Here is a 21,186-nt window from a genome sequence, read left to right on the forward strand (position 1 = left end):
AGAACGAGGTCGGCAGCCTCGCGTTTGAATTCAGGGGAAAAGGTACGGCGTTGTTTGGTCATCTGACACCTCGTTCTGGCGAGCATTCTCGCCTAAATGGGTGTCCGGTTTCATTAGACCACTACATATCACCCACTTCAACGAATCACGCCAGCCGGCGAGGATCCCCTATGCCTACTCACAACATCGTCAGCATGAGCGGCGGTAAAGACAGCACCGCTACGCTGCTGGTCGCCCGCGAGCTGGAGGTGCCGAACCTCAGCGCTGTAGTGGCTGACACCGGGCATGAGCATCCAGAGACGTACGACTACATCCACTACCTAGCTGAAGCCACCGGCGTTCCCATCTGATGGGTGAAGGCAGACTTCTCCAGGCAGATCGCCGGCAAGCGCAAATTCATCGAAACGAAATGGCGCGAAAAGGGTGTACCGGAATCCGTGGTGCTGGGCGCTCTGGAAGTTCTGCACCCTACCGGGAACCCGTTTTTGGACTTGTGCCTGTGGAAAGGCCGATTCCCCAGCACCAAAGCCCGCTTCTGCACCGACGAGCTCAAGCGGAACCCAATCATCGAGCAGGTCTACCTGCCGCTCATGGACGGCGAGAACATGCTGCTGTCCTGGCAAGGAGTTCGGGCTAATGAGTCGCCGGCCCGCAAGTACCTGCCAGAGTGCGATGAGGTTGGAGGCGGCCTATTCAACTACCGACCAATTTTGAAATGGACGGTTGATTCGGTATTCGAGGCTCACCGGGCCGCCGGCATCAAGCCGAACCCGCTGTACTTGCAAGGCTGCAATCGCGTTGGCTGTATGCCCTGCATCATGTGCGCGAAAGACGAGCTCCGGCAGATCGCGGCCAGGTGGCCAGAGGAAGTTGACCGGGTGCGCGAGTGGGAGCGACTGGTGAGCATCGCCAGCAAGCGCGGAGCGGCAACGTTCTTCGCCACCGTCACCGACCCCACCGTCCGGTCAGATGACAGGGTGAGCGCCGTCACGCACGGAATTGACAGGATCGTCGACTGGAGCAACACCGCGCGCGGCGGCCGCCGGTTCGACATGGTCGACCTGATCGCCCGCACCGACAGCCAGAACAGCTGCTCTTCAGCCTACGGTCTTTGCGAATAAAGATTATATGAGCATAGGCCGAAGATAATCTTCAATATTAGAGAGAGCAGCGTTCATCTCGATATTAAACTCGTCCTCACCATCTATGTGCGACTCATACAAGCTATTGCGACCAGATGAAAGGACGTTCCGATGGGATCGAACCCGATCTTCAGTTTCATTCGGATTGACAGATCCCAAATACGAAATGACTTTCGTAAAAATTTCATGCTGGAGATTTAGTATTGGTTTGACCAGCCGCTTAAGTTCATAACCCCAGACTGCTTCACTTTCCAATATTGATGTTTCAAGCCTAGAACGAACTTCATCTATTACAGAAAACTGGATCTGATAAAATTCAGCAGTATATTTAAAATTTATCTGCTCAAAGTTCGCCTTTTTTGATCCATCGCTCTCATATAAATTTTCAGTGATAAGCATCGCAGGGTTTCGAATCTGCCTAATACGATCGCGCAATCTATAGAGATCTATAAGTACGCGTCGTGACAACTCATGATCTGATGTTCCTCTGTTCTGTTTGCGCCATGTCGCAAGGCCCAAAAAACCTATACGTGCAGCTAGAACCACACCTACCGCTGAAATAATCGTGCCAAGTATACTGAACGCATCTTTGGTAAGCGCCCAATCTGCATCCGTAATTGCGAAACACATCGACATCGAAGCCTTCCCCCCAGTAGAAAACGAACTATAAGTCTAGAGGTGTACCTATGCCTAACCTATTTTGGCGCCTCGTCGCCAAGCTGCTCGCGCGCCCGGCTGTTGCCGCCTGGCTAATCGCCCGCGCCCAGCGCACCCCGTACCTTACTTACGGGAGCTTATGCAGCGGCATCGTAGCCGTGAACAAAGCGTGCCCCATGTCGGGTTAGGTTGCGAAGAGCTGGTAGACCGCCACCTCGGCTACAGAAATCACGGCAGGCTTACCAGCTGCGATGAACCCATTTATGCACGCCCTTGTGGCAGGTATGTTTAAGCGTTTTTTCAGGACCTGCATTTGTTTAAGTACAGTTCTCGACATCAGGTACTTCCCGCATTCGGGACACTCAACATCTCTGAACTCACCAGCGGTATTCATCTCCTTACCTTTGCCGCCACAGATCACGCACACGTAGTTGTCCATCACCACCTCCGTTCGGCTGATTGCTGAACTGTAGCTGATCCCCTCTCAAACTCCACACCCCGGGCATGGCCCGGCAAGGACTCCCCATGCTCACTGCAATTGACTTGTTTTCTGGTTTCGGCGGATGGACCCGCGGCGGGAAAGACGCCGGCCTCAACGTCCTCTGGGCAGCCAACCACTGGCCCGCCGCCGTGGAGTGGCACACCAAGAACAACCCAGATACGCAACACGTTTGCCAGGACTTGCACCAGGCGGATTGGTCACAGGTCCCGAAACACGATGTGATGCTGGCCTCTCCTTGCTGCCAGGGTCACGCAAAGGCTCGCGGCAAGGCCGCAGGCAACCCGCAGCATGACAACTCGCGCTCGACGGCCTGGGCCCCGGTGGCAAACGCCGAGGTGAACCGCCCGGACTTCGCCGTTATCGAGAACGTGCCGGAGTTCATGGACTGGATCCTATACCCGGCATGGGCAGATGCGATGCAGCGCCTGGGCTACTCTTTGGCGCCGCATATCGTGGACTGCGCCGACCTCGGCGTGCCTCAGCACCGGGTGCGCCTCTTCATGGTCTGTTCGCGCAGCAAGGCGCCATTGAACCTGCAGCTGCCACGCTACCAGCACGTGCCCGCCCGCGAGATTATCGACTTCGACTCCGGCAAGTGGTCGCCGATTAAAAAGCCAGGCCGTGCCGCGTCGACACTGACCCGTGTGAAGAATGGACGCGAGCGTTTCGGTGATCGTTTCGTCATGCCGTACTACGGATCAGGGTCTGGGCTCACCGGCCGCAGCCTGGATCGCCCGATCGGCACCATCACCACACTGGATCGCTGGGCCGTGGTCGACGGTGACCGGATGCGCATGATCAGCGCCGACGAGGCTATGGCCGCGCAGTCCTTCCCAAGAGACACGCAGAGGCCGGACAGCCACCGGCTGACCATGCACATGACTGGAAACGCAGTGCCGCCGCTGGCCGGACAACGAATAATCGAGGCGCTTATAGCATCTGCCTGAACCTATATCCTCAGTTAGCAAAGATCCGTTGAAGTCTAGGTGGGCTATCTCGGTAAACGGGGCATGCCGATAAGCTTCTTGCAAAGTAATAGTCAGTAGATCGATCGATTGCGGTCTGATTGATAACTGCGACTTCGCTGCGGGTGAGGGTTGAATTCGGTTGGTCGGCGACAATCATCAATTTAGGCGAAACTGGAACAATCATCATGTCCTGAAAACAATCGGGAACAATGAACTCCCCCTCTCCCGCTCTGACAATACCCCACTGCATGTGCCGGTTGTCCTGGCGGAAGGTATTCATGTAACCGAAAACATGAATACGAGCAGCAAATCTCCCTGGCATGACGCCGTCTCTACAGAACATAACGTGCTGTCTCTCTAGAATCTCCTGCTCATCCTTGGTCAGAGAATCTCCCACCCTACCTTCTAACTTCAAGTCGTCAAGACCTTCAGCCCTGAACTTCTGCCTAGCTCTCCAAAGCGAAAAGAAGTCTTCAACTACAGTTTTTTCAAAATATCCTATGACCTCAGTAGAGCCAGCCAGGATGGATTCAACCAGAGCCTGAAAACGATCCTCTATGTGTTTACCAATACCCGATTCAGTACTTTGGTCCCATGCGCGCTTAGCGCAGAACAAGTTGTTCGTAGAGTTTGCACTGATTACCTTCGAACCATCCGTTCTAAACAGCTGAACCAAACCGCTTTCGTCTGAAAATCTATCAATGCTTTTCCTCGGGAAGACATGTTGCTTGATCGTCAACTTGTGCGGATTCCCCTTCTGCGGCGCTTCAAATCCCATATCTCCCCCTGCGACTGATCTGGCCTATCGCCACACTTTAGCTGATCCATAAAAATCCACCACCGCCCGGGCATGGCCCGGCAAGGACTCACCATGCCTACAGAAAACAAAACCATCGGCCAGCTGCGCCTGGACCGGATCATCGCTGCAAATGAATTCCTCAGGGTGATAGCCAACTGCGGCCGGGGCTTCTTTCGTAACAAGGGCGCCGGGCACGATGCATACCTCGCTCTCAATGGCCGCCGCAATATCGTCTGGCTGTTCGATGACTACACCGGGGCCCGCATCAACGTTACGAGGGAAGGCCCGTGGGACGGCTTCTCGCACGGCGGCACGCTGAAGAGCCTGGTCGGATCTATCGGTTCGTTCGTGCTCAGCGGGAAGATGATGCGCTACGGGTATTTCCAGCCGCTGATGGATAACGGCTTCGAGAATCCATGGGGCTATGGCGACGATATCTTGATTGTTCGCGATGAAGGCGTGCGCCTGGGCTTGATCCGCAAGCCGGAAGAGCAAAAGGAGGCAGCATGATGCGCATCTACCTGAGCGGCCCTATGACCGGCCTGCCCGACCTCAACTTCGCCGCCTTCCACGCCATGACCATCTGCATGCGCGCGGGCAGCCCCTAGTCCGAGCTGATCTCGATATCTTCTGGAAAGATGAGCTTTCCATACCAGCCGTGCCCGGCCGTAAGAGCAGATATCGGAGCAAGTAAAAGTACCGCCAGTAACAGGGCTCTCTTCAATCCGCCGATGCTGCTAACCATAACCCTGCAGATAAGCCATAGATGAAGAAGGCTTGCACCACACGCAAGAAAAATAAACCCGAAGGCCTGAGACGAGCTAGACATCCGTGTTCCTCGCTTCGTTGAAAACCGAATCATAGCGCGTCCGAAGCGCTACCTGACAGTAACCCCTCCCCCTTCAAAGTCAGCCGCTATAGCGGCAAGGACGAAGTCATGCCCGAACAAAAGATTACGTTCGTCAACAGTGAGCCCGCCAAGTGCGGCTGCAAGATGGAATTCAGCTCTGGTGGCGGGCACTACTCCGACGTAGTTTACGTCACTCCCTGTGAGGCGCACAGCGGCAGCAAGCCGTTTGGGCCGGTCGATGTGAAGCGCGATGCAGGCGGCTGGTGGTATCACCCTAACATTCCGAGCTTTGGCGAAGGCGAAGACCCGGCGCCCTACATTGCCTGGGTCAAGGAACAGGGCCTGGAACTGAAAGGCTGGCACTCTGGCGACGAGCTTGAGGATCTACCTGACGAGGATGCCGCGTGCACCGCCTGGAATCCCGAATCGCCAGGCCCTGAGTGGTTCCTGATGGGGATCTTCGATACGGATGACGGCCCCTATGTTCAGTGGGCGCGCCGGGAGGTTGCGCCATGATCGCCGCCCTCTGGTTCGCCTACGTCTTCATCTACAAGGGGCCAAGGCCATGAACGAATACCAGCTCTATCTCGGCGACTGCCTGGAGGTCATGAAGCAATTGCCAGACGCCAGCGTCGACATGGTGCTGGCCGACCTGCCCTACGGTTCAACCCAGTGTGCCTGGGACACCATCATCCCGCTCGAGCCGCTCTGGAGTGAGTACTTGCGGATCGCCAAGCCAGAGGCTGCGATCGTGCTGTGCGCGGCCCAGCCGTTCGCCTCGATGCTGGTAGCGAGCAACCCCAAGCTCTACAAGTACGAATGGATCTGGGAGAAAGGTAACGCCACAGGGTTCCTAAACGCCAAGAAGCAACCGCTGCGGGCTCACGAAAGCGCCCAGGTTTTCTACCGCAAGCAGCCGGCGTACAACCCGCAGATGTCCAGCGGGCATGAACGCAAAACGGCGAAGCGTAAGACGGTCAACTCGGAGTGCTACGGCAAAGCCTTGGCCCTGACCGAGTACGACTCGACGGAGCGGTACCCGCGCTCGGTGCAGTTCTTCTCCAGCGACAAGCAAACCGGCAGCTTTCACCCGACGCAGAAGCCTGTGGCCTGGATGTCGTTCCTGATCAGCAGCTACACCCGGCCTGGCCAGGTAGTGCTGGACAACAGCATGGGCAGCGGTACCACCGGAGTGGCCTGCATGCAGCTGGGCCGGCAGTTCATCGGCATAGAGCGAGACCTCGACGAAGACGGCAATCGCCTCGGCTATTTCGATATCGCTCATCAACGAATCACCGACGCGATTACCGAGCGCGACGCACCGGCACCGCAAATCGATCTGTTCGCAACAGCCTAACCCCAATCCCCCTACATGCCTGCCGGTGAGCGGCGGGCGAGGTATTCCTATGGACAGCATTCATTTCCTGTCGCACGAAGAGGTGTGCACCCTTACCGGTGCAAGAACTAAAGCAGGCCAGGTGCAAGTACTCAAAAGAAACGGTATTCGCCACACCATCAAGCGCAGCGGTTGGCCTTGCGTCATCGCCAACGCCCTTACCGGCGAACCGGTCGCTGCATCAGCAGAAAAACCAAAATGGCAGCCACGCCTGGTGAGTTAAATGGGAAGGAAGCCAACAAACCCTGATAGCGTCACGCGCCTCAGGAAGCGCAAGCAGCGCAGCGGGACAATCTATTACTACTACGACCTCGGAGGCACGCCCAGAAAAGAGATCGCCCTGGGCAGCGATTACGGAATGGCTATCGTGGAGTACGCGAAGCTCGAGAAGAGCCGCGCGTCCTCGGCCTTGGTACAAGACGTACTCACCTTTGCCTACGTTGCGAACATCTACATGCTCGAGGTGGTGCCCACCAAAGGATTGGCCACGCAGAAGGATAACGCCAGAGAGCTGAAGCAACTGTTGAAGTTCTTCGACGATCCGCCGGCACCACTGGAAGCGATCGAGCCGCAACACGTCGTGCAGTACCTGCGCCAACGTGGAAAGACGGCGCCAGTGCGTGCTAACCGGGAAAAGGCGTTGCTCAGCGCCATCTGGAACTTTGCCCGCAGCAGCGGCTATACAGCCTTGGCCAATCCGTGCGCCGGCGTTAAGGGTCACAAGGAATCTGGACGAGATCAATACATCGAGGACGAGATGTTCGCCCTGGTGTACCAGCACGCCGAGCAGCCGCTGCGGGATGCACTTGATCTGTTCTATCTGACCGGCCAGCGCATCGCGGACACCCTGAAAATGGATGAGCGAGATATCCGCGACAATAGGCTGGCCGTGAAACAAGGCAAGACGAATGCAAAAAGAAGAATTGAGATAACCGGGGAGCTGAGGGTGGTGATTGATCGAATCATGGCCAGGAAGGATGGGCACAAGATCCGCACCAGCAGGCTAATCGTTATGGATAACGGGCAGCCAATGACCAGCAGCATGTTGCGAGGGAGGTTTGACGCGGCCCGTGAGGCGGCCGGTGTTGAGAAAGGCGACTTTCAGATGCGCGATCTGCGTGCCAAAGCCGGCACAGACAAAGCAGAATCCAGCGGTGACATCCTGCAGGCTCGCGACCAACTTGGGCACACAACTGTCGTCATGACAGAGAACTACATCCGTAAGAGGATCGGCAAAAAGGTCACGCCGACCAAGTAAATTTTGCACCGCAATAGTTTTACCCCCCCTTGAAAACAAAGGGCTGCAAGCGAGGTAAAAACTACCCATAGCGGTGCAGAATAGACGCTAACCTGTTGTATTTAAACGAATAAATTGCGGACTTAAAATCCCCCGCTCGTAAGGGCGTCCCGGTTCGATTCCGGGTTCGGGCACCATATATATCAAGGGCTTGCATGATGAACTTCATGCAGGCCCTTATCTTTTTGCTCCGCAATTTCATTTCTCCGGCGTTCTGCCGACCTGAAGCCAGGCTACAAAAGCTGTTGCATGAACGCCTGAGTCGGACCTGGAAGACAGGACCAGGGCCTTCGCGCCCGGCCTCACAGCCTTCAGATACTCAAGAGTTCGCTGACGGGCAGTCGATTAGTGGTCTTCATCTCTCGCAGGGAGAGGTTCGAGCGAATACTTGAAACGCCAGGGAGCGTCCTCAGCACTTTTTCGACAAAGCGGCTATAGCTGTCCAAGTCCCGTGCCACCACCTCAAGTAGAAAGTCCGCCTCGCCCGTTGTGTTATGGCAACTCAGGACCTGTGGCGCCGCCTGAATAATCTTTTCAAACGTTGCCGTGGCTTGTTCACTGTGATCAGTGCAAGAGATCTGAACAAAGGCCTTCAGGCCAAGCCCGAGTTTCTTTCGATTGAGAATGGCTTGGTACCCCTCGATAACCCCGCACTCTTCCAGCCGTCTTTGCTTGCGCCAACAGGACGCTTCGCTGAGGGACAGCTGCTCGGCCAGCTTGACATTCGACAGCTTGCCGTCGCGCTGCAGACGTTCCGATATTGCAATGTCCGCCTTATCGAGCTGCTCAATCATGAAATAACTCCTCACATGCCGGCTTAAAAATGAAGGTTAATTTCAGCTCTTGCGTTCAGTCAATTGCAACTTGAAGGGTAATTTCACGGCGTTCATTCATAATGGCAATGCCTGGATCGCCCCTCCAACCAAAGGTAATTTGCATGAAAGCAGTCGTCTACGAAGCCTTTTCCAAGCCGCCGCGCCTGATGAACGTGGCAGATCCGTCTCCGGAACGTCATGGTGTGGTGATCCAGGTGCTTGGCACCGGGGTGTGCCGCAGCGACTGGCATGGCTGGAAAGGTCATGACCCCGACATTGAACTGCCGCATGTACCGGGCCATGAGCTGGCGGGCATCGTGGCCGAGGTGGGCAACGACGTCACGCGGTGGAAGGTCGGCGACCGTGTGACCGTACCGTTCGTGGGCGGCTGTGGTGCTTGTGCGCAGTGCAACAGCGGCAATCAGCAGGTCTGCCACACGCAGTTCCAGCCAGGCTTCACCCATTGGGGTTCTTTTGCCGAATACGTCGGTATCCACCAGGCGGATCTGAACCTGGTCGCGCTGCCCGAGAGCATGGACTTCGCTACCGCTGCCAGCCTGGGTTGTCGCTTCGCCACCTCGTTCCGTGCAGTCGTTGACCAAGGCAAAGTCAGCGCCGGTCAGTGGGTAGCGGTTCACGGCTGCGGAGGCGTAGGCCTGTCTGCCGTGATGATCGCCCAAGCCATTGGCGCGAACGTGATCGCCATCGATATATCCCAGGAAAAACTCGACCTGGCACGCGCGCTCGGCGCTGTCGCCACCATTAATGCCCAGTGCGTCGCGGACGTCACCGAAGCCGTGCTGGAAATCACCCAAGGCGGTGCCCACGTATCGCTGGACGCATTGGGCCACCCAACCACGTGTTTCAACTCCATCAACAATCTGCGCCGTCGCGGCAAGCACGTCCAGGTGGGGCTGATGCTCGCTGATCACGCCACGCCGGCCATCCCCATGGGCAAGGTCATCGCCCACGAACTGGAGATCTACGGCAGCCACGGGATGCAAGCGCATCGCTACGGCGCCATGATCGAGATGATCACCTCAGGCAAGCTGGCGCCGGAAAAACTCGTGGGTAAAACCATCAGCCTGGAGCAGTCCATCGATGCGTTGACAAATATGGACCGGTTTGAAACGGCAGGTGTCACCGTCATAACCGAGTTTTAACGCATGACGCCATCCTGAGTCGCGATGAGGAGCGCTCACTTAAGGCGGACTATGCTAAGACGCTTATCGCCACGTAACGGAGACTCACCATGAACCCGCACAGCACGGCCCTGGTCCTGATCGAATACCAGAACGACTTCACCACCCAAGGCGGCGTGTTCCATGATGCCGTCAAGGACGTCATGCACACCTCCAATATGCTCGCGAACACCGCCACCACGGTTGAGCAGGCGCGCAGGCTCGGGGTGAAGATCATCCACCTGCCGATCCAGTTCGCCGAGGGCTATCCGGAGCTGACCACCCGCGACTATGGGATTCTCAAGGGCGTTGCCGACGGCAGCGCTTTCCGCACGGGCAGTTGGGGCGCCGAGATCAGCGAGGCGATTACCCGGGAAGCCGGCGACATCCTCGTGGAGGGCAAGCGTGGGCTCGACGGTTTTGCCACCACGGGCCTGGACCTGGTGCTGCGCAACAATGGCATCCAGACCCTGGCGGTGGCGGGTTTCTTGACCAATTGCTGTGTCGAAGGCACGGTTCGATCGGGTTATGAGAAGGGCTATAACGTGGTGACCCTGATCGATTGCACCGCGACCTTCACGGACGAACAACAACAGGCCGCCGAACGCTTCACGCTGCCGATGTTTTCCAGGACGTTGCAACACACAGTGTTTCTTGACGGGCTGAACGCCCAGTAGCCATCGAGCAGGAGGCGGCTCTACAGCCGCCTGCCTCTCAGATCTAGCACACGTCAGTTATCGGGGTGTTCGCTCGCCACTGAATCGGCAGCGTCCACGTCAGACATATCCTCTTCAAGGGGGGCGTCGTCGTCCGACGGCAGCGGGATCTTATCCTCATCACGCCTGGGGTCGTGCCCTGTCTCGTTGTCCGTGCCGCGCGTTACCGCCTGCTGTGAAAGGTTGCCCGGGGCATTTTCATTGATTTCCATGCTGGCTCTCCGTTCTTAGGCTCGGGGTATCCGCGCTTAAAATTGAGAAACGCCAAGGCGCCCAGAGTGCCGGGCGACAGACGAATGGACGCGCGTGCCCAGCGTACCCCGCCGCCCTCAATAGTTTAGAAATCTCTGAACTATCTATTTGCACTTCCCTATTCTTTCCGCCAGCCGCCCCTCCCTACTATTGGCGGCAACAAAGGAGCCTTTCCACAGAGATGCGGCCCGAAGATTGCTTTTTCTGATTGTCACTGCCGTTTTTGTGCGTTTCGGTTAGCGCCGCAACGCCGCCGTGTCAATCATGCGAAGGCACCTTTGGAGCAGATCGATGAAGTTGGAAATATTCCGAACGTTGTGGGGCTACACCGCGACCAAGGCACAAGCGCTCGAAGAACTGCTTGAAGCCGGGTTCGATGGCATGGAAGCTCGCCTGCCCATGACCGCCAGCGAACGCGCCGAGTTCGCAGCCTTTCTACGCGCCAACCATGTCAGCTATATCAGTACGGTCTTCAGCGCCTACGATGTTCTGCCGGAACAATCGGCGACCGTTGACGAACACCTTCTGGACCTCGATAAAAAACTCGCCTGGGCGGCTGAGTTGTCGCCGCGCTTCGTCAACCTGCTGGCTGGCAACGACCGCTGGCCACTGGCACAGCAAGTCGACTTCTTTGGCCGCGCGATGGACGTCGCGCGCAAGCACGGCCAGGTGTGCGCCTTTGAAACCCATCGTGCGCGCTCGTTGTTCAACCCCTGGGTCACCCTCGAGCTGATTCGTCAACTGCCGGACCTGCGCTTCACCAGTGACATCAGTCATTGGGTCGTCACCTGCGAGCGCCTGCTCAACGATCCGCAAGACGACCTCAGCGCCTTCGTCGAACGCGTTCACCACATTCAAGCCCGGGTCGGTTATGACCAAGGGCCCCAGGTTCCCCACCCCGCCGCCCCCGAGTACACCCAAGCGCTTGCCTTCCATCAGCAACATTGGGAGGCCATCTGGCGATCCCAGGAAAATCGCGGCTATCAGGTCAGCACGCTGACCCCGGAGTTCGGTGCCGACGGTTATCTGCATCACCTGCCCTTCACCAATGTGCCGGTGGCCGACCTGTGGTCGTTGAACGTGTGGATGGCCAACACCGAGCGCGAGCATTTTCGGCGCTTCAGCGGTGCCTCAACTCGATAAGGAGCGTTACCTCATGCCTGACAAAACGCCAAAGGCCGCCAACTTCAATCGCATTCCGCTGGTGGATATCGCCGGGCTGTACAGCGACGACATCACCCAGCGCCAGGCAGTGGCCGAAGAACTCGGTAACGCCGCCCGCGCCGTCGGTTTTTTGTACATCCAGAACCACGGCATCGAGTCGTCGCTGATCGACGGCTTGCGTCACGCGGCGAAGGACCTGTTTGCGCAATCCCTTGAATACAAGATGCAGCATTACATCGGCACCTCCCGCAGCCACAAGGGCTTTGTGCCTGAAGGCGAAGAGGTCTATGCCAAAGGCAAGCCCGATCACAAGGAAGCCTTCGATGTCGGTTTTGAAGTGGGCGAAGACGATCCGCTGGTCAAGGCCGGGACCCCATTGATCGGCGCCAATGAATGGCCAGACCTGCCGGGTTTCCGCCCCGCCGTCGAAGCCTACTACGCCGCTGTGTTTGCGCTGGGTCGCCGCCTGTTCAAGGGCTTCGCGCTCGCATTGGGCCTGGAAGAGGACTATTTCGAGGCACTGGTTACCCGCCCACCGTCGAAACTGCGCCTGATTCACTACCCATTTGACCTGGCCGCTCAAGACGCGCCAGGCATTGGTGCGCATACCGACTACGAGTGCTTCACCATTTTGCTTGCCGACAAGCCAGGCCTCGAGGTGATGAACGATCAGGGGCAATGGATTGATGCGCCGCCCGTGGACGGAGCCTTTGTGGTCAACATCGGCGACATGCTGGAGGTCATGACCGCAGGTACGTTCGTCGCTACGGCTCACCGAGTGCGAACCGTCAGCGAAGAGCGCTACTCCTTCCCACTCTTCTACGCGTGCGACTTCCATACGCAGATCAAACCACTGCCGCAGTTTCTTGAAGGCGCTAAGGATTACGAGGAAATCACCATCGGTGAGCACATGTTCGGCCAAGCGTTGCAGACCTATCAGTACCTGCGCCGCAAAGTCGAACGGGGCGAACTCAAGCTTTACGAGAAAGCGCGCAAGCCATCGAGCTTCGGTCACTTGAAGAGCCAGGCGCAGGACGCGTCCTGATGCAACCCTCAGCCTGGTCCCACCCCCTGTTTAACCACCCGCCCAGCCCTACTTTACCGACGTGGAGTCATCGATGATGCGCAATCCAATCAATAATGCTGTCCGCTTGACCCTGCTGGCCGTCGCACTCCTTGGTGCGACCGGCGCCCATGCCGCAACGACGGTGACACCCGGCGTACTCAAGGTCGGCATGGAAATCACCTATCCGCCCTTCGAGTCATACGACGAACATAAAAACGTCGTCGGTTCCGACCCCGAGCTGGCGCGCCTGCTCGCCAAGCACCTGGACCTCAAGGCCGACTTCGTTGACACCAAGTTTTCCAACCTGATCCTCAGCCTGAACGCCGGTCACTACGACGCGATCATCTCCGGCATGTACATCACTCCCCAACGGCAAACGCAAGCGCAAACCATCCCGTACGCCAAGACCGGCGCAGCGATCATGGTGCTTAAAGACAGCCCGCTGAAACCGAAAGTACCGGAAGATCTCTGCGGCCTGAAAGTCGGCCTGGAAAAAGGCACCACGTGGGTGACGCAATTCAACACGCTCTCGACGGACTACTGCACCCCGAATAACAAGGGCGCGATTATGGTCAGCGAGTTCCCGTCCGCACCGGAAGTAACCCAGGCGCTGCTCTCCGGCAACGTGCAGGCTCAGGTGGAGATCGACGGCGCCGCCGGCATGATCGCAGAACGTACCAAGGGCCGCGTCGTGGTGAGCACCGAGCACTCGATCTATCAGCAGACGCTGGGTATTTACGTCAAGAAAGGCAACGACACGCTCTATCAGGCATTGCTCAAGGCCTTTGATGCGAGCAAAGCATCAGGTGAATACGCCGCCCTGTTGAAGAAATACAACCTGGAAGAACCGACTAACTGACTCAGTGCAGCCCTGTGGGAGCGAAGTCGCTTCCACAGTCGGCGGCTTTCGCTTGACTGCCCGGCCTAGGTGAAGCCTGTGTCGACGCCAGCAGTTGGAGATACACATGCAATTTGAATGGCCTTACTTTTTTTCTCTGTTTTCGGTCGCGGACTTCTGGAAAGCCTGCATTACGGTGGTGGAGCTCAGCACGCTGGCCTGGTTCATCGGCATGCTGCTGGGCTTCCTGCTGGCTTCGGCCAAGCTTTCGGCGGCGCGGTGGATCAGCGTGCCGGCGTCAATTTATATCTGGTTCTTTCGCAGCGTGCCGCTGCTGGTATTGGTGGTGTTCGTCTATAACCTGCCGCAGATGTTCCCGGTCACTCGTGGGGTACTCTCCAACCCGTTCTATTCCGGCCTCTTGGCATTGGTGGTCACCGAAGCGGCCTACATGGCGGAAATCCACCGTGGCGGCCTGATATCGGTGGCCAAAGGACAGAAAGAAGCCGGCCGCGCGCTGGGCATCGGCCTGCTCGGTTTGCAGCGTCTGATCGTGATCCCACAGGCGTTCCGCATTTCCCTGCCGACGCTGATCAACGAATACATCACCGTGGTAAAACTGACCTCGCTGGTCTCGGTGATTTCCTTGACCGAACTGTTGACCGTGGGCCAACGCCTTTACGCGCAAAACTTCCTGGTGATGGAAACCCTGTCGGCGGTGGCGGTGTATTACGTGCTGATCGTGACCGTGCTCGGCTGGCTGTTTCATTGGCTGGAGCAACACCTGGAACTCAACAACCGCACACCCCAAACGTTGGATGACATCAGCGTGCAGCGTCTACGCGCGTCACCGGCGGTGCGCCCTGCGGCAAGCGCGGGTAAAGCGTCCGGGCCCGGCTCGGCACCCGCCCTGCAACTGGTCAACATTCACAAGCGCTACGGCCAGCACGCTGTGCTCAAGGGCATCAACCTGGATGTAAATGTGGGTCAGGTGGTTTCCATCATTGGTCCGTCGGGATCGGGAAAAACCTCGCTGATCCGTACCGTCAATGCCCTGGAAAGCATCGATCAAGGCGAGATCATTCTGTTCGGCGAAAGCTATATCCACGCCGGTGACAACACCAACACGCAACAAGTACGCCGCGGGGTACAGCGCATCGGCATGGTATTCCAGAGCTTCAACCTGTTTCCCCATCGCACCATTCTCGACAACGTTACCCTCGCACCGCGCTATCACGGCCTCGACAAGCTCATCAGCGAGCAGCGCGCCTACGCCCTGCTGGACAAGGTCGGACTGCTGGCTCACGCGCAAAAGTACCCGCATCAGTTGTCTGGCGGTCAGCAACAACGTGTGGCAATCGCCCGCGCATTGGCCATGGATCCCCACATCATGCTGTTTGATGAGCCGACGTCAGCCCTTGACCCGGAACTGGTGGGCGACGTGCTCAAGGTCATCAGCGACTTGGCAAAAGACGGCATGACCATGCTGATCGTGACGCACGAGATGGACTTCGCCCTGTCCATTTCCGACCGGGTGATTTTCATGGAGGACGGCCTGGTTGCGCTGGATGCGGAGCCTGGGATGATTCGTGCCGATCAGTGCGGCGAGAGAATCAAGGCATTCATGAGGGTTTGAACCCGGCGTGAGTGGCTCCTGAAACTCAAGGCGCAATACTCACACCCACGCATTCTGCTGTCAGTTCCGGGTTTTGAGCCGGATACTGGCAAACGTCGACTCTCCCCGCGCCTGCTCCAAGGTATTCATCGGCATCGGCATCGGCATCGTCACGGCGCGAATCATCGGTTTCAAGACGATGGCCCGCTCTCCAGCCGTCACCAGGCGCTCGTCGCTGGGCGGCACGCCAAAGTACTCCCGGTAGCATTTGGAGAAGTGCGGTGTGGACACAAACCCGCAGAGCACAGCCAGCTCCACGATCGAGATGGGGGTTTGCTTAAGCAACTGGCGCGCGCGGATCAGCCGCAACCGCAGGTAGTAGCGCGAGGGTGAACAGTGCAGGTACTTCTGGAACATCCGCTCAAGCTGGCGACGTGACAGGGCCACATACTCCGCCAATTCATCCAGGTTGATCGGCTCTTCCAGGTTAGCCTCCATCAGCGCGACGATTTCCTGCAGCTTCGGTTGCTGGGTGCCCAGCATATGCTTGAGCGGTACGCGCTGATGGTCTTGCTCATTGCGCATGCGCTCGTACACGAACATGTCCGAAATCGCCGCCGACAACTCGTGCCCATGCTCACGCCCGATCAAGTGCAGCATCATATCCATGGGCGCGGTACCGCCCGAGCTGGTCAGGCGATCGCGGTCGAGGGTAAACACGCTGGAGCTGAGGCTCACCCGTGGAAAGGCTTCCTGCATCGCCGCCAGCCATTCCCAGTGCACGCTGCATTCAAACCCGTCGAGCAACCCCGCCCGGGCCAACACCCAACTGCCGGTACAAATACCACCCAGACGCTTCGAATAACGCGCCTGGGTACGCAACCACTTCATCAGCGCGTCGGTCACCGTGCCTTGAATGCCCGTACCGCCGCACACCAGCACGATATCGGCGCCAGGCGCACTGCCTATCGAACAATCAGGTGTGATCGGCATGCCATCGCTTGCCCATACCGGATTACCGTCGGTGCTAGCAGTGTGCCAAGAGTAAAGTTCCTGGCCTGATAGCTGGTTGGCCATGCGCAGCGGCTCTACCGCAGACGCCAGTGAAATCAGGGTGAACTGGTCCAGCAACACAAACACCAGGCGGGTCACCGGGCGAGCGTTCATGGCTGCGAGGCGACCGGCATCGGCTTGCGCGCGTGTTCGGGTTGTCGTGCAGTCACGACGCCGACCAAGGAAATCAGCAAGGCCAGGACGATCGTCGAAGACACCTCGAAGCGATGCTCGGGTGTCAGCAGCATCACCGCCAATGCGCAACAGATGAAGACGATGACCACCCAGGTCAGCCAGGGAAACAGCCACATCTTGAACGTCAGCGTGACATTGCGGCGTTGCAGGACCTTGCGCATGCGCAGTTGCGAAACGGCGATCACCAGGTACACCAGCAAGGCGATGGCGCCAGAACTGGCCAGCAGAAACTGGAACAGACCGGCTGGCATGAAGTAACTGAGCAAGGTCACGCCGGCACCGAGGACCGTGCTGGCGACCACGGCGGCCCTCGGCACACTCGCTGCCGAGGTCTTTTTCATCAGCGCGGGCGCGTCCCCGCGCTTGCCCAGGGAATACAGCATGCGCGAAGCAATGTAGATCGACGAGTTCATGCAACTGGCCACGGCGATCAACACCACCACGTCCACCAGTAACTTGGCGTGGGGAATGTTCATCAGCTCCAGGGCGCGCTGGTAAGAGCCGACCGACGCCAACAGCGGGTCATTCCAGGGCACCACGGAAATCACCACAAAGATCGACAACACGTAGAACACGCCGATACGCCACATCACCGAGCGCGTGGCCCGGGCGATATTCTGCGCCGGGTTATTGGACTCGGCAGCCGCAATGGTGACGGCTTCCGTGCCGATAAAGCTGAACATGATGGTAATGAATGCCCCGACCACCGCAGACAAGCCGTTAGGTGCAAAACCACCGTGCTCTTCCATCAAGCGACTCAAGCCGCTGGCCTCCCGCTCGGGGATCCAGCCCATCAACACCGCGCCTCCCAGGCCGATAAAGCCGATGATCGCCACGACCTTGGCCATGGCAAACCAGAACTCGAATTCGCCGTACTTGGAGACGCTGAACAAGTTGGTGATCACCAACAAAAAGATCGACAACAAGGCAAACAGCCAAGCGTCGACCTGCGGGAACCACTGGTTGAGGATATGCCCGGCGGCCAGGGCTTCGATGGGAATAACCAGTACCCAGAACCACCAGTATAACCAGCCGATCGTAAACCCGGCCCAGCGACCGATGGCCTGGTCAGCGTAGGTCGAGAATGAGCCGGTGTCCGGATTGGCCACCGCCATCTCCCCCAGCATACGCATGACCAGCACCACCAACAGGCCGGAAAACAGATACGCCAGCATCACGGCCGGACCCGCCGCCGCAATGGCGTGCCCAGACCCGACAAACAACCCCGCGCCGATGATGCCTGCGATGGAGAGCATGGTGACATGACGCGGCTTGAAGCCCTGCGCCAATTGGCCGTTGGAATCCTTGGAACTGAGGCTATTCATCGTTGTTTTTATTCTCTGTGATCGACGTTAAGACGTACTGACTGGAGGGTCAGGCGATCATCGTTTCTTAATGACAGGTCACAGTACGCGGCACGTGCCCCCTCGAAATAGCCTGATAACGCCACTCGAACGCCTGATATCGACAAGGGGGGCATCATCCGATTCGATACGAAGCGCGAACCAGACTTGAAATAGTGGAGCGCTGCCGGTATTCGTGGTGCACATTACGTGAAGTAAAACGAGGCCTCTCCACGCGTGAATACCTCATTGCAATCCGGCCCGGCAGGCCCGTTCGATTGCCTCCAGGCGGTTGCGGTGTCGTCGTGCATCGGGGAGGTTATCCATCTGACGCGTTGACAGTTGAGGGGTACCCCTGTCAGCCATGCCACAGGAGGACCGTTATGCGCAGTTTTTCAATTCAACGTATAGACCACGTGGTGCTGCGGGTGCAGGACATTGAGCGCAGCCTGGTTTTCTACACATCTGTACTGGGGTGTGAGGTCAAAAAGCGCCGTGACGACCTTGGCATGATTCACCTGAGCGCAGGGGCATCCATGATTGACCTGGTTGATGTGAATGGGCAGATCGGGCGCCTGGGTGGACAGCCCGCCGGTAAGCAAGGGCACAACGTCGATCACGTATGCCTGCGGGTTGAGCCATTTGACGAACAGGCCATTCTCAGCCACTTGGCTGATGCCGGTGTCCGCGCTGAAAAGGCCGTCATGCGCTATGGAGCAGAGGGATCAGGGCTGTCGATTTACCTCAATGATCCTGACGACAATCAAATCGAGTTGAAAGGCCCGGTTCAGCCATTCGAATAAGACTCGTCAGGTCCTGGCGCAGCTGTTCACAGAGCAACGCCGCACTGGCGAGCCTGGAGGCGCGGTGAAGTGCACGCCCCTCCCACATTGGGTTCTTCAGTGCCTGGAGGATTGGGGGTTACATCGGCGTGCTGCCGATAACCCGCAGCGCCAAGCCCTCGTATGCATCCAGGGTAATGGTGAACTCACCCTCCGCCGTCAGGTCCCCTTCTACCCGTTCGTTGATGATGTCCACCACCATCCCCGCCGCGATGTCCGGCAGGTGCAAGGTTTCGGTAATCGGCGTGGCGCCGAAGTTCAGCGCTGTGATTTGCGTGCCTTTGCCGGCAGGCAATTCGTGAACCATGATCAACAGGCCAGGGTTCTGTACGTCCGGCACCAGTATCTGGCGGCTGGCGGCGATGTCGTAGGCACGGCGTACGGCGAGGATTTTTTGCAGTTGCGAGGCAAACGACTCCGGGTCCTGCAACTGGCTGTTGAGGCTGCCGTACAGGCTTTTCGAGCGCGGCATCTGGCCCGCCGACAACTCTGCGTCCGGGTTCAGGTCCACCAGGTCGTAGGCGCCGCGATGAATCCAGCGCGTATCGCCATCCTGCATCAAGTGCGCGACCTCATCGGTCGCCAGCGGCAGCGCGCCTACCAGGTCCCAGCCGGACAAGGCAAACACTCCCGGCTGCATGGCGTTGTACATCACCAGCAGTAAATGGATCTGGCGAATCTGCTGAATATCGGCAGCGCTGATCGCCTCCAGGTCACGAATGCCCAGCGCCGCCGTGATGATGCTGGCGGTGGTGCAGGACACGCCATTGGTGACGAACTTGAGGTTATACGGTGCGTGTTCGCCAGCCAGGCGCTCATACATCTGCTCGCGGATGTGCTCGCGCAGGATATTGCCGGGGAACGTCTGGCCCTGGTAAAGGAAGGTGTCGTGGGCGTGCAGGGTCCAGAAGTGCACCAGTTCCAGGGTCAGTTCATCGTGGTTCTGCAACGCATGGATCAGCGAGCCGGGGTCGATGCCCTGGCGGTGCATTTCGCGCAGCATCAGGCGCAGGAATTCGGCATCGCCCATCAGCAGCGCGTGCTGGTACGCCGGGCGGGTGATGAAGTCATAGGACAGGTCGGCGCCGCCATGGGACATCGACGCAATGTCATCCACCGTGAGGTTCAACTCCTGGAAGCTGAAACCACCGGCCTTGCGAATCGCCCCGCCCAGCAGTTGGTTGCCGGTGATCGACAGCGGATGGCTCTCGGACCAGGCCGTGCCATCGAGGGTGCGTTCCACGCCAAGGAAACCATTGGCATCCAGGCGCAGGATTTTCGCGCCCATCACGTCGATGGCGTGCAAGGCGTCGCCGATGATCATCTGCTGCGCGGCGAAGGTCGGGTCGAGCCAGTTCAGCGACGGTTGGCCTTCCTTGAAGTAGTGCAGGTACACCCAGCGGCGCGGTTTGCCATCCACGCCGATGACCACCGGCGTGGTGCTCCAGTCGGTTTCCTTGACGCCGGGCTCGAAGAAAATCACCCGCTGCAACTGGCCGACGATGTAGTGCTTGTCGCGCAGTGCATCGACCTGCAGCGGGCTGAGGTTCTGCGCATCGCGGCCTTCGGCCACGTCGGGCAGCAACGGCCAGTCTTCCTCGCGGATCTCCACCATGTGGTAAAGGCCGGGGTAATCCTCGTAGGCCATCTCCGCCAGGCGAAAGTCCGCGCCCTTGCCGGTGTGGGACGGAATCACGTCGTCGATGATCACCGCGTTATGGGCTGCGGCCATGCGTGTCAACGCCTGCAACTGCGCCTCGGTGCCCAACTGCGGGTCGATCTCGAAGCTGATGCGGTCGAAATTGCCGTCGATGGTCGGCGTGTGTTGGGTGCCGGTAAGGCCACCGGATTTTTTCAGTGGGCCATTATGGATGCCTTGGATGCCGATCTTCGACAGCGCATGCCACAGCGTCTCGTCCCCCAGTGCTTCCAGCGCCGTACCGCCCTCGCGCGTCACAATCGACGCCGGGTAGGCGGTGAACCACACCGACGACAAGGCCGAGGCATCACGCGGCCGGGTCTGCGCATACGGCTGTTGCCACAACCGGCCCTGGCCCGAATAGAGCTTGGCGCGCTGGCGTGCCGCGTGCAGCATCGATTGTTCCACCAGCCAGTTCACATGGTTGTTTTCAGCCGCGGTCATAAGCTCGGTACCTGTCGTCGTTAAACATTACTCGTGAACATATGAGGGTTCGGCGGACCATTCGTTGCATTGCAATGTGGCGTACCTGAACGGGCGTAGATAACGCCTTATCCAACACCGCGCAAAACCGTAGCAGCTGCCGAGCGCAAGCGAGGCTGCGTCAGGCGCGCTACCGACTCAAGCTCGAGTCGCGGCCAACGCAGCCTCGCCGGGGCTCGGCAGCTGCTACGAATGCCAACCCCATCAAGGCCCACCCCCGTAGCAGCTGCCGAGCGCAAGCGAGGCTGCGTCAGGCGCGCTGCCGATTCAAGCTCGAGTCGCGGCCGACGCAGCCTCGCCGGGGCTCGGCAGC

Annotated in this window: 24 protein-coding genes; 16 read left to right on the top strand and 8 right to left on the bottom strand. The window is 58.4% G+C overall.

Annotated features, from left to right (window positions below; genetic code table 11):
* Nucleotides 1-170: 170 nt before the first annotated feature.
* The gene (locus FIV39_RS33675) at nucleotides 171-350 is read left to right on the top strand and encodes a phosphoadenosine phosphosulfate reductase domain-containing protein (protein ID WP_244176308.1); all 180 of its coding nucleotides are present in this window, start codon (nucleotides 171-173) and stop codon (nucleotides 348-350) included.
* Between the two features lie 3 nt (nucleotides 351-353).
* Nucleotides 354-1,121 (top strand): phosphoadenosine phosphosulfate reductase domain-containing protein, encoded by a 768-nt coding sequence (locus tag FIV39_RS32380; RefSeq protein ID WP_244176306.1) that lies wholly within the window; start codon nucleotides 354-356, stop codon nucleotides 1,119-1,121.
* Nucleotides 1,122-1,124: 3 nt separating this feature from the next.
* On the opposite strand, the gene FIV39_RS32385 is transcribed toward FIV39_RS32380, so the two are convergent.
* Together FIV39_RS32385 and FIV39_RS32390 are read right to left on the bottom strand one after the other, a co-directional pair.
* A complete protein-coding gene (locus FIV39_RS32385; protein ID WP_143513867.1) occupies nucleotides 1,125-1,778 on the bottom strand; it encodes a Rossmann-fold NAD(P)-binding domain-containing protein in 654 nt (217 codons plus the stop codon).
* 205 nt (nucleotides 1,779-1,983) lie between these two features.
* Nucleotides 1,984-2,238, bottom strand: coding sequence for a hypothetical protein (locus FIV39_RS32390; protein ID WP_090403798.1), 255 nt, complete (start codon nucleotides 2,236-2,238; stop codon nucleotides 1,984-1,986).
* Nucleotides 2,239-2,324: 86 nt separating this feature from the next.
* Here FIV39_RS32390 and FIV39_RS32395 point away from each other — a divergent pair, with 86 nt between their 5' ends.
* Nucleotides 2,325-3,248 (top strand): DNA cytosine methyltransferase, encoded by a 924-nt coding sequence (locus FIV39_RS32395; RefSeq protein WP_090403795.1) that lies wholly within the window; start codon nucleotides 2,325-2,327, stop codon nucleotides 3,246-3,248.
* A gap of 10 nt (nucleotides 3,249-3,258) precedes the next feature.
* Here the strand turns inward: FIV39_RS32395 and FIV39_RS32400 are convergent, their stop codons facing one another.
* Nucleotides 3,259-4,047, bottom strand: a complete 789-nt coding sequence (locus FIV39_RS32400; protein ID WP_090403794.1) for a DUF4238 domain-containing protein — start codon at nucleotides 4,045-4,047, stop codon at nucleotides 3,259-3,261.
* Between the two features lie 93 nt (nucleotides 4,048-4,140).
* Here FIV39_RS32400 and FIV39_RS32405 point away from each other — a divergent pair, with 93 nt between their 5' ends.
* The 6 genes from FIV39_RS32405 to FIV39_RS32430 all read left to right on the top strand — a co-directional run bounded on the left by FIV39_RS32405 (nucleotide 4,141) and on the right by FIV39_RS32430 (nucleotide 7,572).
* Nucleotides 4,141-4,578 (top strand): hypothetical protein, encoded by a 438-nt coding sequence (locus FIV39_RS32405; RefSeq protein WP_090403792.1) that lies wholly within the window; start codon nucleotides 4,141-4,143, stop codon nucleotides 4,576-4,578.
* Nucleotides 4,575-4,676, top strand: coding sequence for a DUF4406 domain-containing protein (locus FIV39_RS32410; protein ID WP_244176305.1), 102 nt, complete (start codon nucleotides 4,575-4,577; stop codon nucleotides 4,674-4,676). The genes FIV39_RS32405 and FIV39_RS32410 overlap by 4 nt, the downstream gene beginning before the upstream one ends.
* A gap of 329 nt (nucleotides 4,677-5,005) precedes the next feature.
* Nucleotides 5,006-5,434: a hypothetical protein gene (locus FIV39_RS33680; protein ID WP_244176304.1), complete on the top strand. Its 429-nt coding sequence runs from the start codon at nucleotides 5,006-5,008 to the stop codon at nucleotides 5,432-5,434.
* Between the two features lie 49 nt (nucleotides 5,435-5,483).
* The gene (locus FIV39_RS32420; protein ID WP_090403787.1) at nucleotides 5,484-6,275 is read left to right on the top strand and encodes a DNA-methyltransferase; all 792 of its coding nucleotides are present in this window, start codon (nucleotides 5,484-5,486) and stop codon (nucleotides 6,273-6,275) included.
* Nucleotides 6,276-6,324: 49 nt separating this feature from the next.
* A complete protein-coding gene (locus tag FIV39_RS32425) occupies nucleotides 6,325-6,537 on the top strand; it encodes a DUF4224 domain-containing protein (protein ID WP_090403784.1) in 213 nt (70 codons plus the stop codon).
* Nucleotides 6,538-7,572, top strand: coding sequence for a site-specific integrase (locus FIV39_RS32430; RefSeq protein WP_090403782.1), 1,035 nt, complete (start codon nucleotides 6,538-6,540; stop codon nucleotides 7,570-7,572).
* A gap of 350 nt (nucleotides 7,573-7,922) precedes the next feature.
* Here FIV39_RS32430 and FIV39_RS32435 read toward each other — a convergent pair whose 3' ends face one another.
* Nucleotides 7,923-8,405, bottom strand: a complete 483-nt coding sequence (locus tag FIV39_RS32435) for an Lrp/AsnC family transcriptional regulator (RefSeq protein ID WP_090403781.1) — start codon at nucleotides 8,403-8,405, stop codon at nucleotides 7,923-7,925.
* 143 nt (nucleotides 8,406-8,548) lie between these two features.
* Here FIV39_RS32435 and FIV39_RS32440 point away from each other — a divergent pair, with 143 nt between their 5' ends.
* Nucleotides 8,549-9,589, top strand: coding sequence for a zinc-dependent alcohol dehydrogenase family protein (locus FIV39_RS32440; protein WP_090403779.1), 1,041 nt, complete (start codon nucleotides 8,549-8,551; stop codon nucleotides 9,587-9,589).
* Nucleotides 9,590-9,678: 89 nt separating this feature from the next.
* Nucleotides 9,679-10,284 carry a cysteine hydrolase gene (locus tag FIV39_RS32445; RefSeq protein ID WP_090403778.1) on the top strand — a complete coding sequence of 202 codons (606 nt, stop codon included), beginning with the start codon at nucleotides 9,679-9,681 and terminating at the stop codon, nucleotides 10,282-10,284.
* Nucleotides 10,285-10,337: 53 nt separating this feature from the next.
* Here FIV39_RS32445 and FIV39_RS32450 read toward each other — a convergent pair whose 3' ends face one another.
* On the bottom strand, nucleotides 10,338-10,535 hold the full coding sequence (locus FIV39_RS32450) for a hypothetical protein (protein ID WP_090403776.1): 198 nt from the start codon (nucleotides 10,533-10,535) through the stop codon (nucleotides 10,338-10,340).
* A 331-nt stretch (nucleotides 10,536-10,866) separates the two neighbouring features.
* Here FIV39_RS32450 and FIV39_RS32455 point away from each other — a divergent pair, with 331 nt between their 5' ends.
* The 4 genes from FIV39_RS32455 (at nucleotide 10,867) to FIV39_RS32470 (ending at nucleotide 15,279) form a co-directional block, all read left to right on the top strand.
* Nucleotides 10,867-11,718, top strand: a complete 852-nt coding sequence (locus FIV39_RS32455; RefSeq protein WP_090403773.1) for a sugar phosphate isomerase/epimerase family protein — start codon at nucleotides 10,867-10,869, stop codon at nucleotides 11,716-11,718.
* Between the two features lie 13 nt (nucleotides 11,719-11,731).
* Nucleotides 11,732-12,784, top strand: coding sequence for an isopenicillin N synthase family dioxygenase (locus tag FIV39_RS32460; protein WP_090403771.1), 1,053 nt, complete (start codon nucleotides 11,732-11,734; stop codon nucleotides 12,782-12,784).
* Nucleotides 12,785-12,860: 76 nt separating this feature from the next.
* Entirely contained in the window at nucleotides 12,861-13,664 is an 804-nt protein-coding gene (locus FIV39_RS32465; RefSeq protein WP_090409949.1) for an ABC transporter substrate-binding protein, read from the top strand.
* A 106-nt stretch (nucleotides 13,665-13,770) separates the two neighbouring features.
* On the top strand, nucleotides 13,771-15,279 hold the full coding sequence (locus FIV39_RS32470) for an amino acid ABC transporter permease/ATP-binding protein (protein WP_090403769.1): 1,509 nt from the start codon (nucleotides 13,771-13,773) through the stop codon (nucleotides 15,277-15,279).
* Between the two features lie 60 nt (nucleotides 15,280-15,339).
* Here FIV39_RS32470 and gbdR read toward each other — a convergent pair whose 3' ends face one another.
* Both gbdR and gabP read right to left on the bottom strand, forming a co-directional pair.
* Complete coding sequence (gene gbdR, locus FIV39_RS32475; protein WP_090403767.1) at nucleotides 15,340-16,425, bottom strand: choline metabolism transcriptional regulator GbdR; 1,086 nt, start codon at nucleotides 16,423-16,425, stop codon at nucleotides 15,340-15,342.
* On the bottom strand, nucleotides 16,422-17,831 hold the full coding sequence (gabP, locus tag FIV39_RS32480) for a GABA permease (RefSeq protein ID WP_090403765.1): 1,410 nt from the start codon (nucleotides 17,829-17,831) through the stop codon (nucleotides 16,422-16,424). Before gabP ends, gbdR begins: the two co-directional genes overlap by 4 nt.
* A gap of 401 nt (nucleotides 17,832-18,232) precedes the next feature.
* Between gabP and FIV39_RS32485 the strand changes: the two genes are divergently transcribed.
* Nucleotides 18,233-18,652, top strand: a complete 420-nt coding sequence (locus FIV39_RS32485) for a VOC family protein (RefSeq protein ID WP_090403763.1) — start codon at nucleotides 18,233-18,235, stop codon at nucleotides 18,650-18,652.
* Nucleotides 18,653-18,770: 118 nt separating this feature from the next.
* On the opposite strand, the gene treS is transcribed toward FIV39_RS32485, so the two are convergent.
* Nucleotides 18,771-20,834: a maltose alpha-D-glucosyltransferase gene (gene treS, locus FIV39_RS32490; RefSeq protein ID WP_146371707.1), complete on the bottom strand. Its 2,064-nt coding sequence runs from the start codon at nucleotides 20,832-20,834 to the stop codon at nucleotides 18,771-18,773.
* Between the last annotated feature and the right edge of the window lie 352 nt (nucleotides 20,835-21,186).

The sequence above is a fragment of the Pseudomonas grimontii genome (genome assembly GCF_007858185.1).
Taxonomy (GTDB): Bacteria; Pseudomonadota; Gammaproteobacteria; order Pseudomonadales; family Pseudomonadaceae; genus Aquipseudomonas; species Aquipseudomonas grimontii.

What these genes read in the sequence shown, in the direction of transcription:
- FIV39_RS33675 (WP_244176308.1), top strand. Translation starts at nt 171, where the DNA reads ATGCCTACTCACAACATCGTCAGCATGAGCGGCGGTAAAGACAGCACC.
- FIV39_RS32385 (WP_143513867.1), bottom strand. Translation starts at nt 1,778, where the DNA reads ATGTCGATGTGTTTCGCAATTACGGATGCAGATTGGGCGCTTACCAAA.
- FIV39_RS32390 (WP_090403798.1), bottom strand. Translation starts at nt 2,238, where the DNA reads ATGGACAACTACGTGTGCGTGATCTGTGGCGGCAAAGGTAAGGAGATG.
- FIV39_RS32395 (WP_090403795.1), top strand. Translation starts at nt 2,325, where the DNA reads ATGCTCACTGCAATTGACTTGTTTTCTGGTTTCGGCGGATGGACCCGC.
- FIV39_RS32400 (WP_090403794.1), bottom strand. Translation starts at nt 4,047, where the DNA reads ATGGGATTTGAAGCGCCGCAGAAGGGGAATCCGCACAAGTTGACGATC.
- FIV39_RS32405 (WP_090403792.1), top strand. Translation starts at nt 4,141, where the DNA reads ATGCCTACAGAAAACAAAACCATCGGCCAGCTGCGCCTGGACCGGATC.
- FIV39_RS32410 (WP_244176305.1), top strand. Translation starts at nt 4,575, where the DNA reads ATGATGCGCATCTACCTGAGCGGCCCTATGACCGGCCTGCCCGACCTC.
- FIV39_RS33680 (WP_244176304.1), top strand. Translation starts at nt 5,006, where the DNA reads ATGCCCGAACAAAAGATTACGTTCGTCAACAGTGAGCCCGCCAAGTGC.
- FIV39_RS32420 (WP_090403787.1), top strand. Translation starts at nt 5,484, where the DNA reads ATGAACGAATACCAGCTCTATCTCGGCGACTGCCTGGAGGTCATGAAG.
- FIV39_RS32425 (WP_090403784.1), top strand. Translation starts at nt 6,325, where the DNA reads ATGGACAGCATTCATTTCCTGTCGCACGAAGAGGTGTGCACCCTTACC.
- FIV39_RS32430 (WP_090403782.1), top strand. Translation starts at nt 6,538, where the DNA reads ATGGGAAGGAAGCCAACAAACCCTGATAGCGTCACGCGCCTCAGGAAG.
- FIV39_RS32435 (WP_090403781.1), bottom strand. Translation starts at nt 8,405, where the DNA reads ATGATTGAGCAGCTCGATAAGGCGGACATTGCAATATCGGAACGTCTG.
- FIV39_RS32440 (WP_090403779.1), top strand. Translation starts at nt 8,549, where the DNA reads ATGAAAGCAGTCGTCTACGAAGCCTTTTCCAAGCCGCCGCGCCTGATG.
- FIV39_RS32445 (WP_090403778.1), top strand. Translation starts at nt 9,679, where the DNA reads ATGAACCCGCACAGCACGGCCCTGGTCCTGATCGAATACCAGAACGAC.
- FIV39_RS32450 (WP_090403776.1), bottom strand. Translation starts at nt 10,535, where the DNA reads ATGGAAATCAATGAAAATGCCCCGGGCAACCTTTCACAGCAGGCGGTA.
- FIV39_RS32455 (WP_090403773.1), top strand. Translation starts at nt 10,867, where the DNA reads ATGAAGTTGGAAATATTCCGAACGTTGTGGGGCTACACCGCGACCAAG.
- FIV39_RS32460 (WP_090403771.1), top strand. Translation starts at nt 11,732, where the DNA reads ATGCCTGACAAAACGCCAAAGGCCGCCAACTTCAATCGCATTCCGCTG.
- FIV39_RS32465 (WP_090409949.1), top strand. Translation starts at nt 12,861, where the DNA reads ATGCGCAATCCAATCAATAATGCTGTCCGCTTGACCCTGCTGGCCGTC.
- FIV39_RS32470 (WP_090403769.1), top strand. Translation starts at nt 13,771, where the DNA reads ATGCAATTTGAATGGCCTTACTTTTTTTCTCTGTTTTCGGTCGCGGAC.
- gbdR (WP_090403767.1), bottom strand. Translation starts at nt 16,425, where the DNA reads ATGAACGCTCGCCCGGTGACCCGCCTGGTGTTTGTGTTGCTGGACCAG.
- gabP (WP_090403765.1), bottom strand. Translation starts at nt 17,831, where the DNA reads ATGAATAGCCTCAGTTCCAAGGATTCCAACGGCCAATTGGCGCAGGGC.
- FIV39_RS32485 (WP_090403763.1), top strand. Translation starts at nt 18,233, where the DNA reads ATGCGCAGTTTTTCAATTCAACGTATAGACCACGTGGTGCTGCGGGTG.
- treS (WP_146371707.1), bottom strand. Translation starts at nt 20,834, where the DNA reads ATGACCGCGGCTGAAAACAACCATGTGAACTGGCTGGTGGAACAATCG.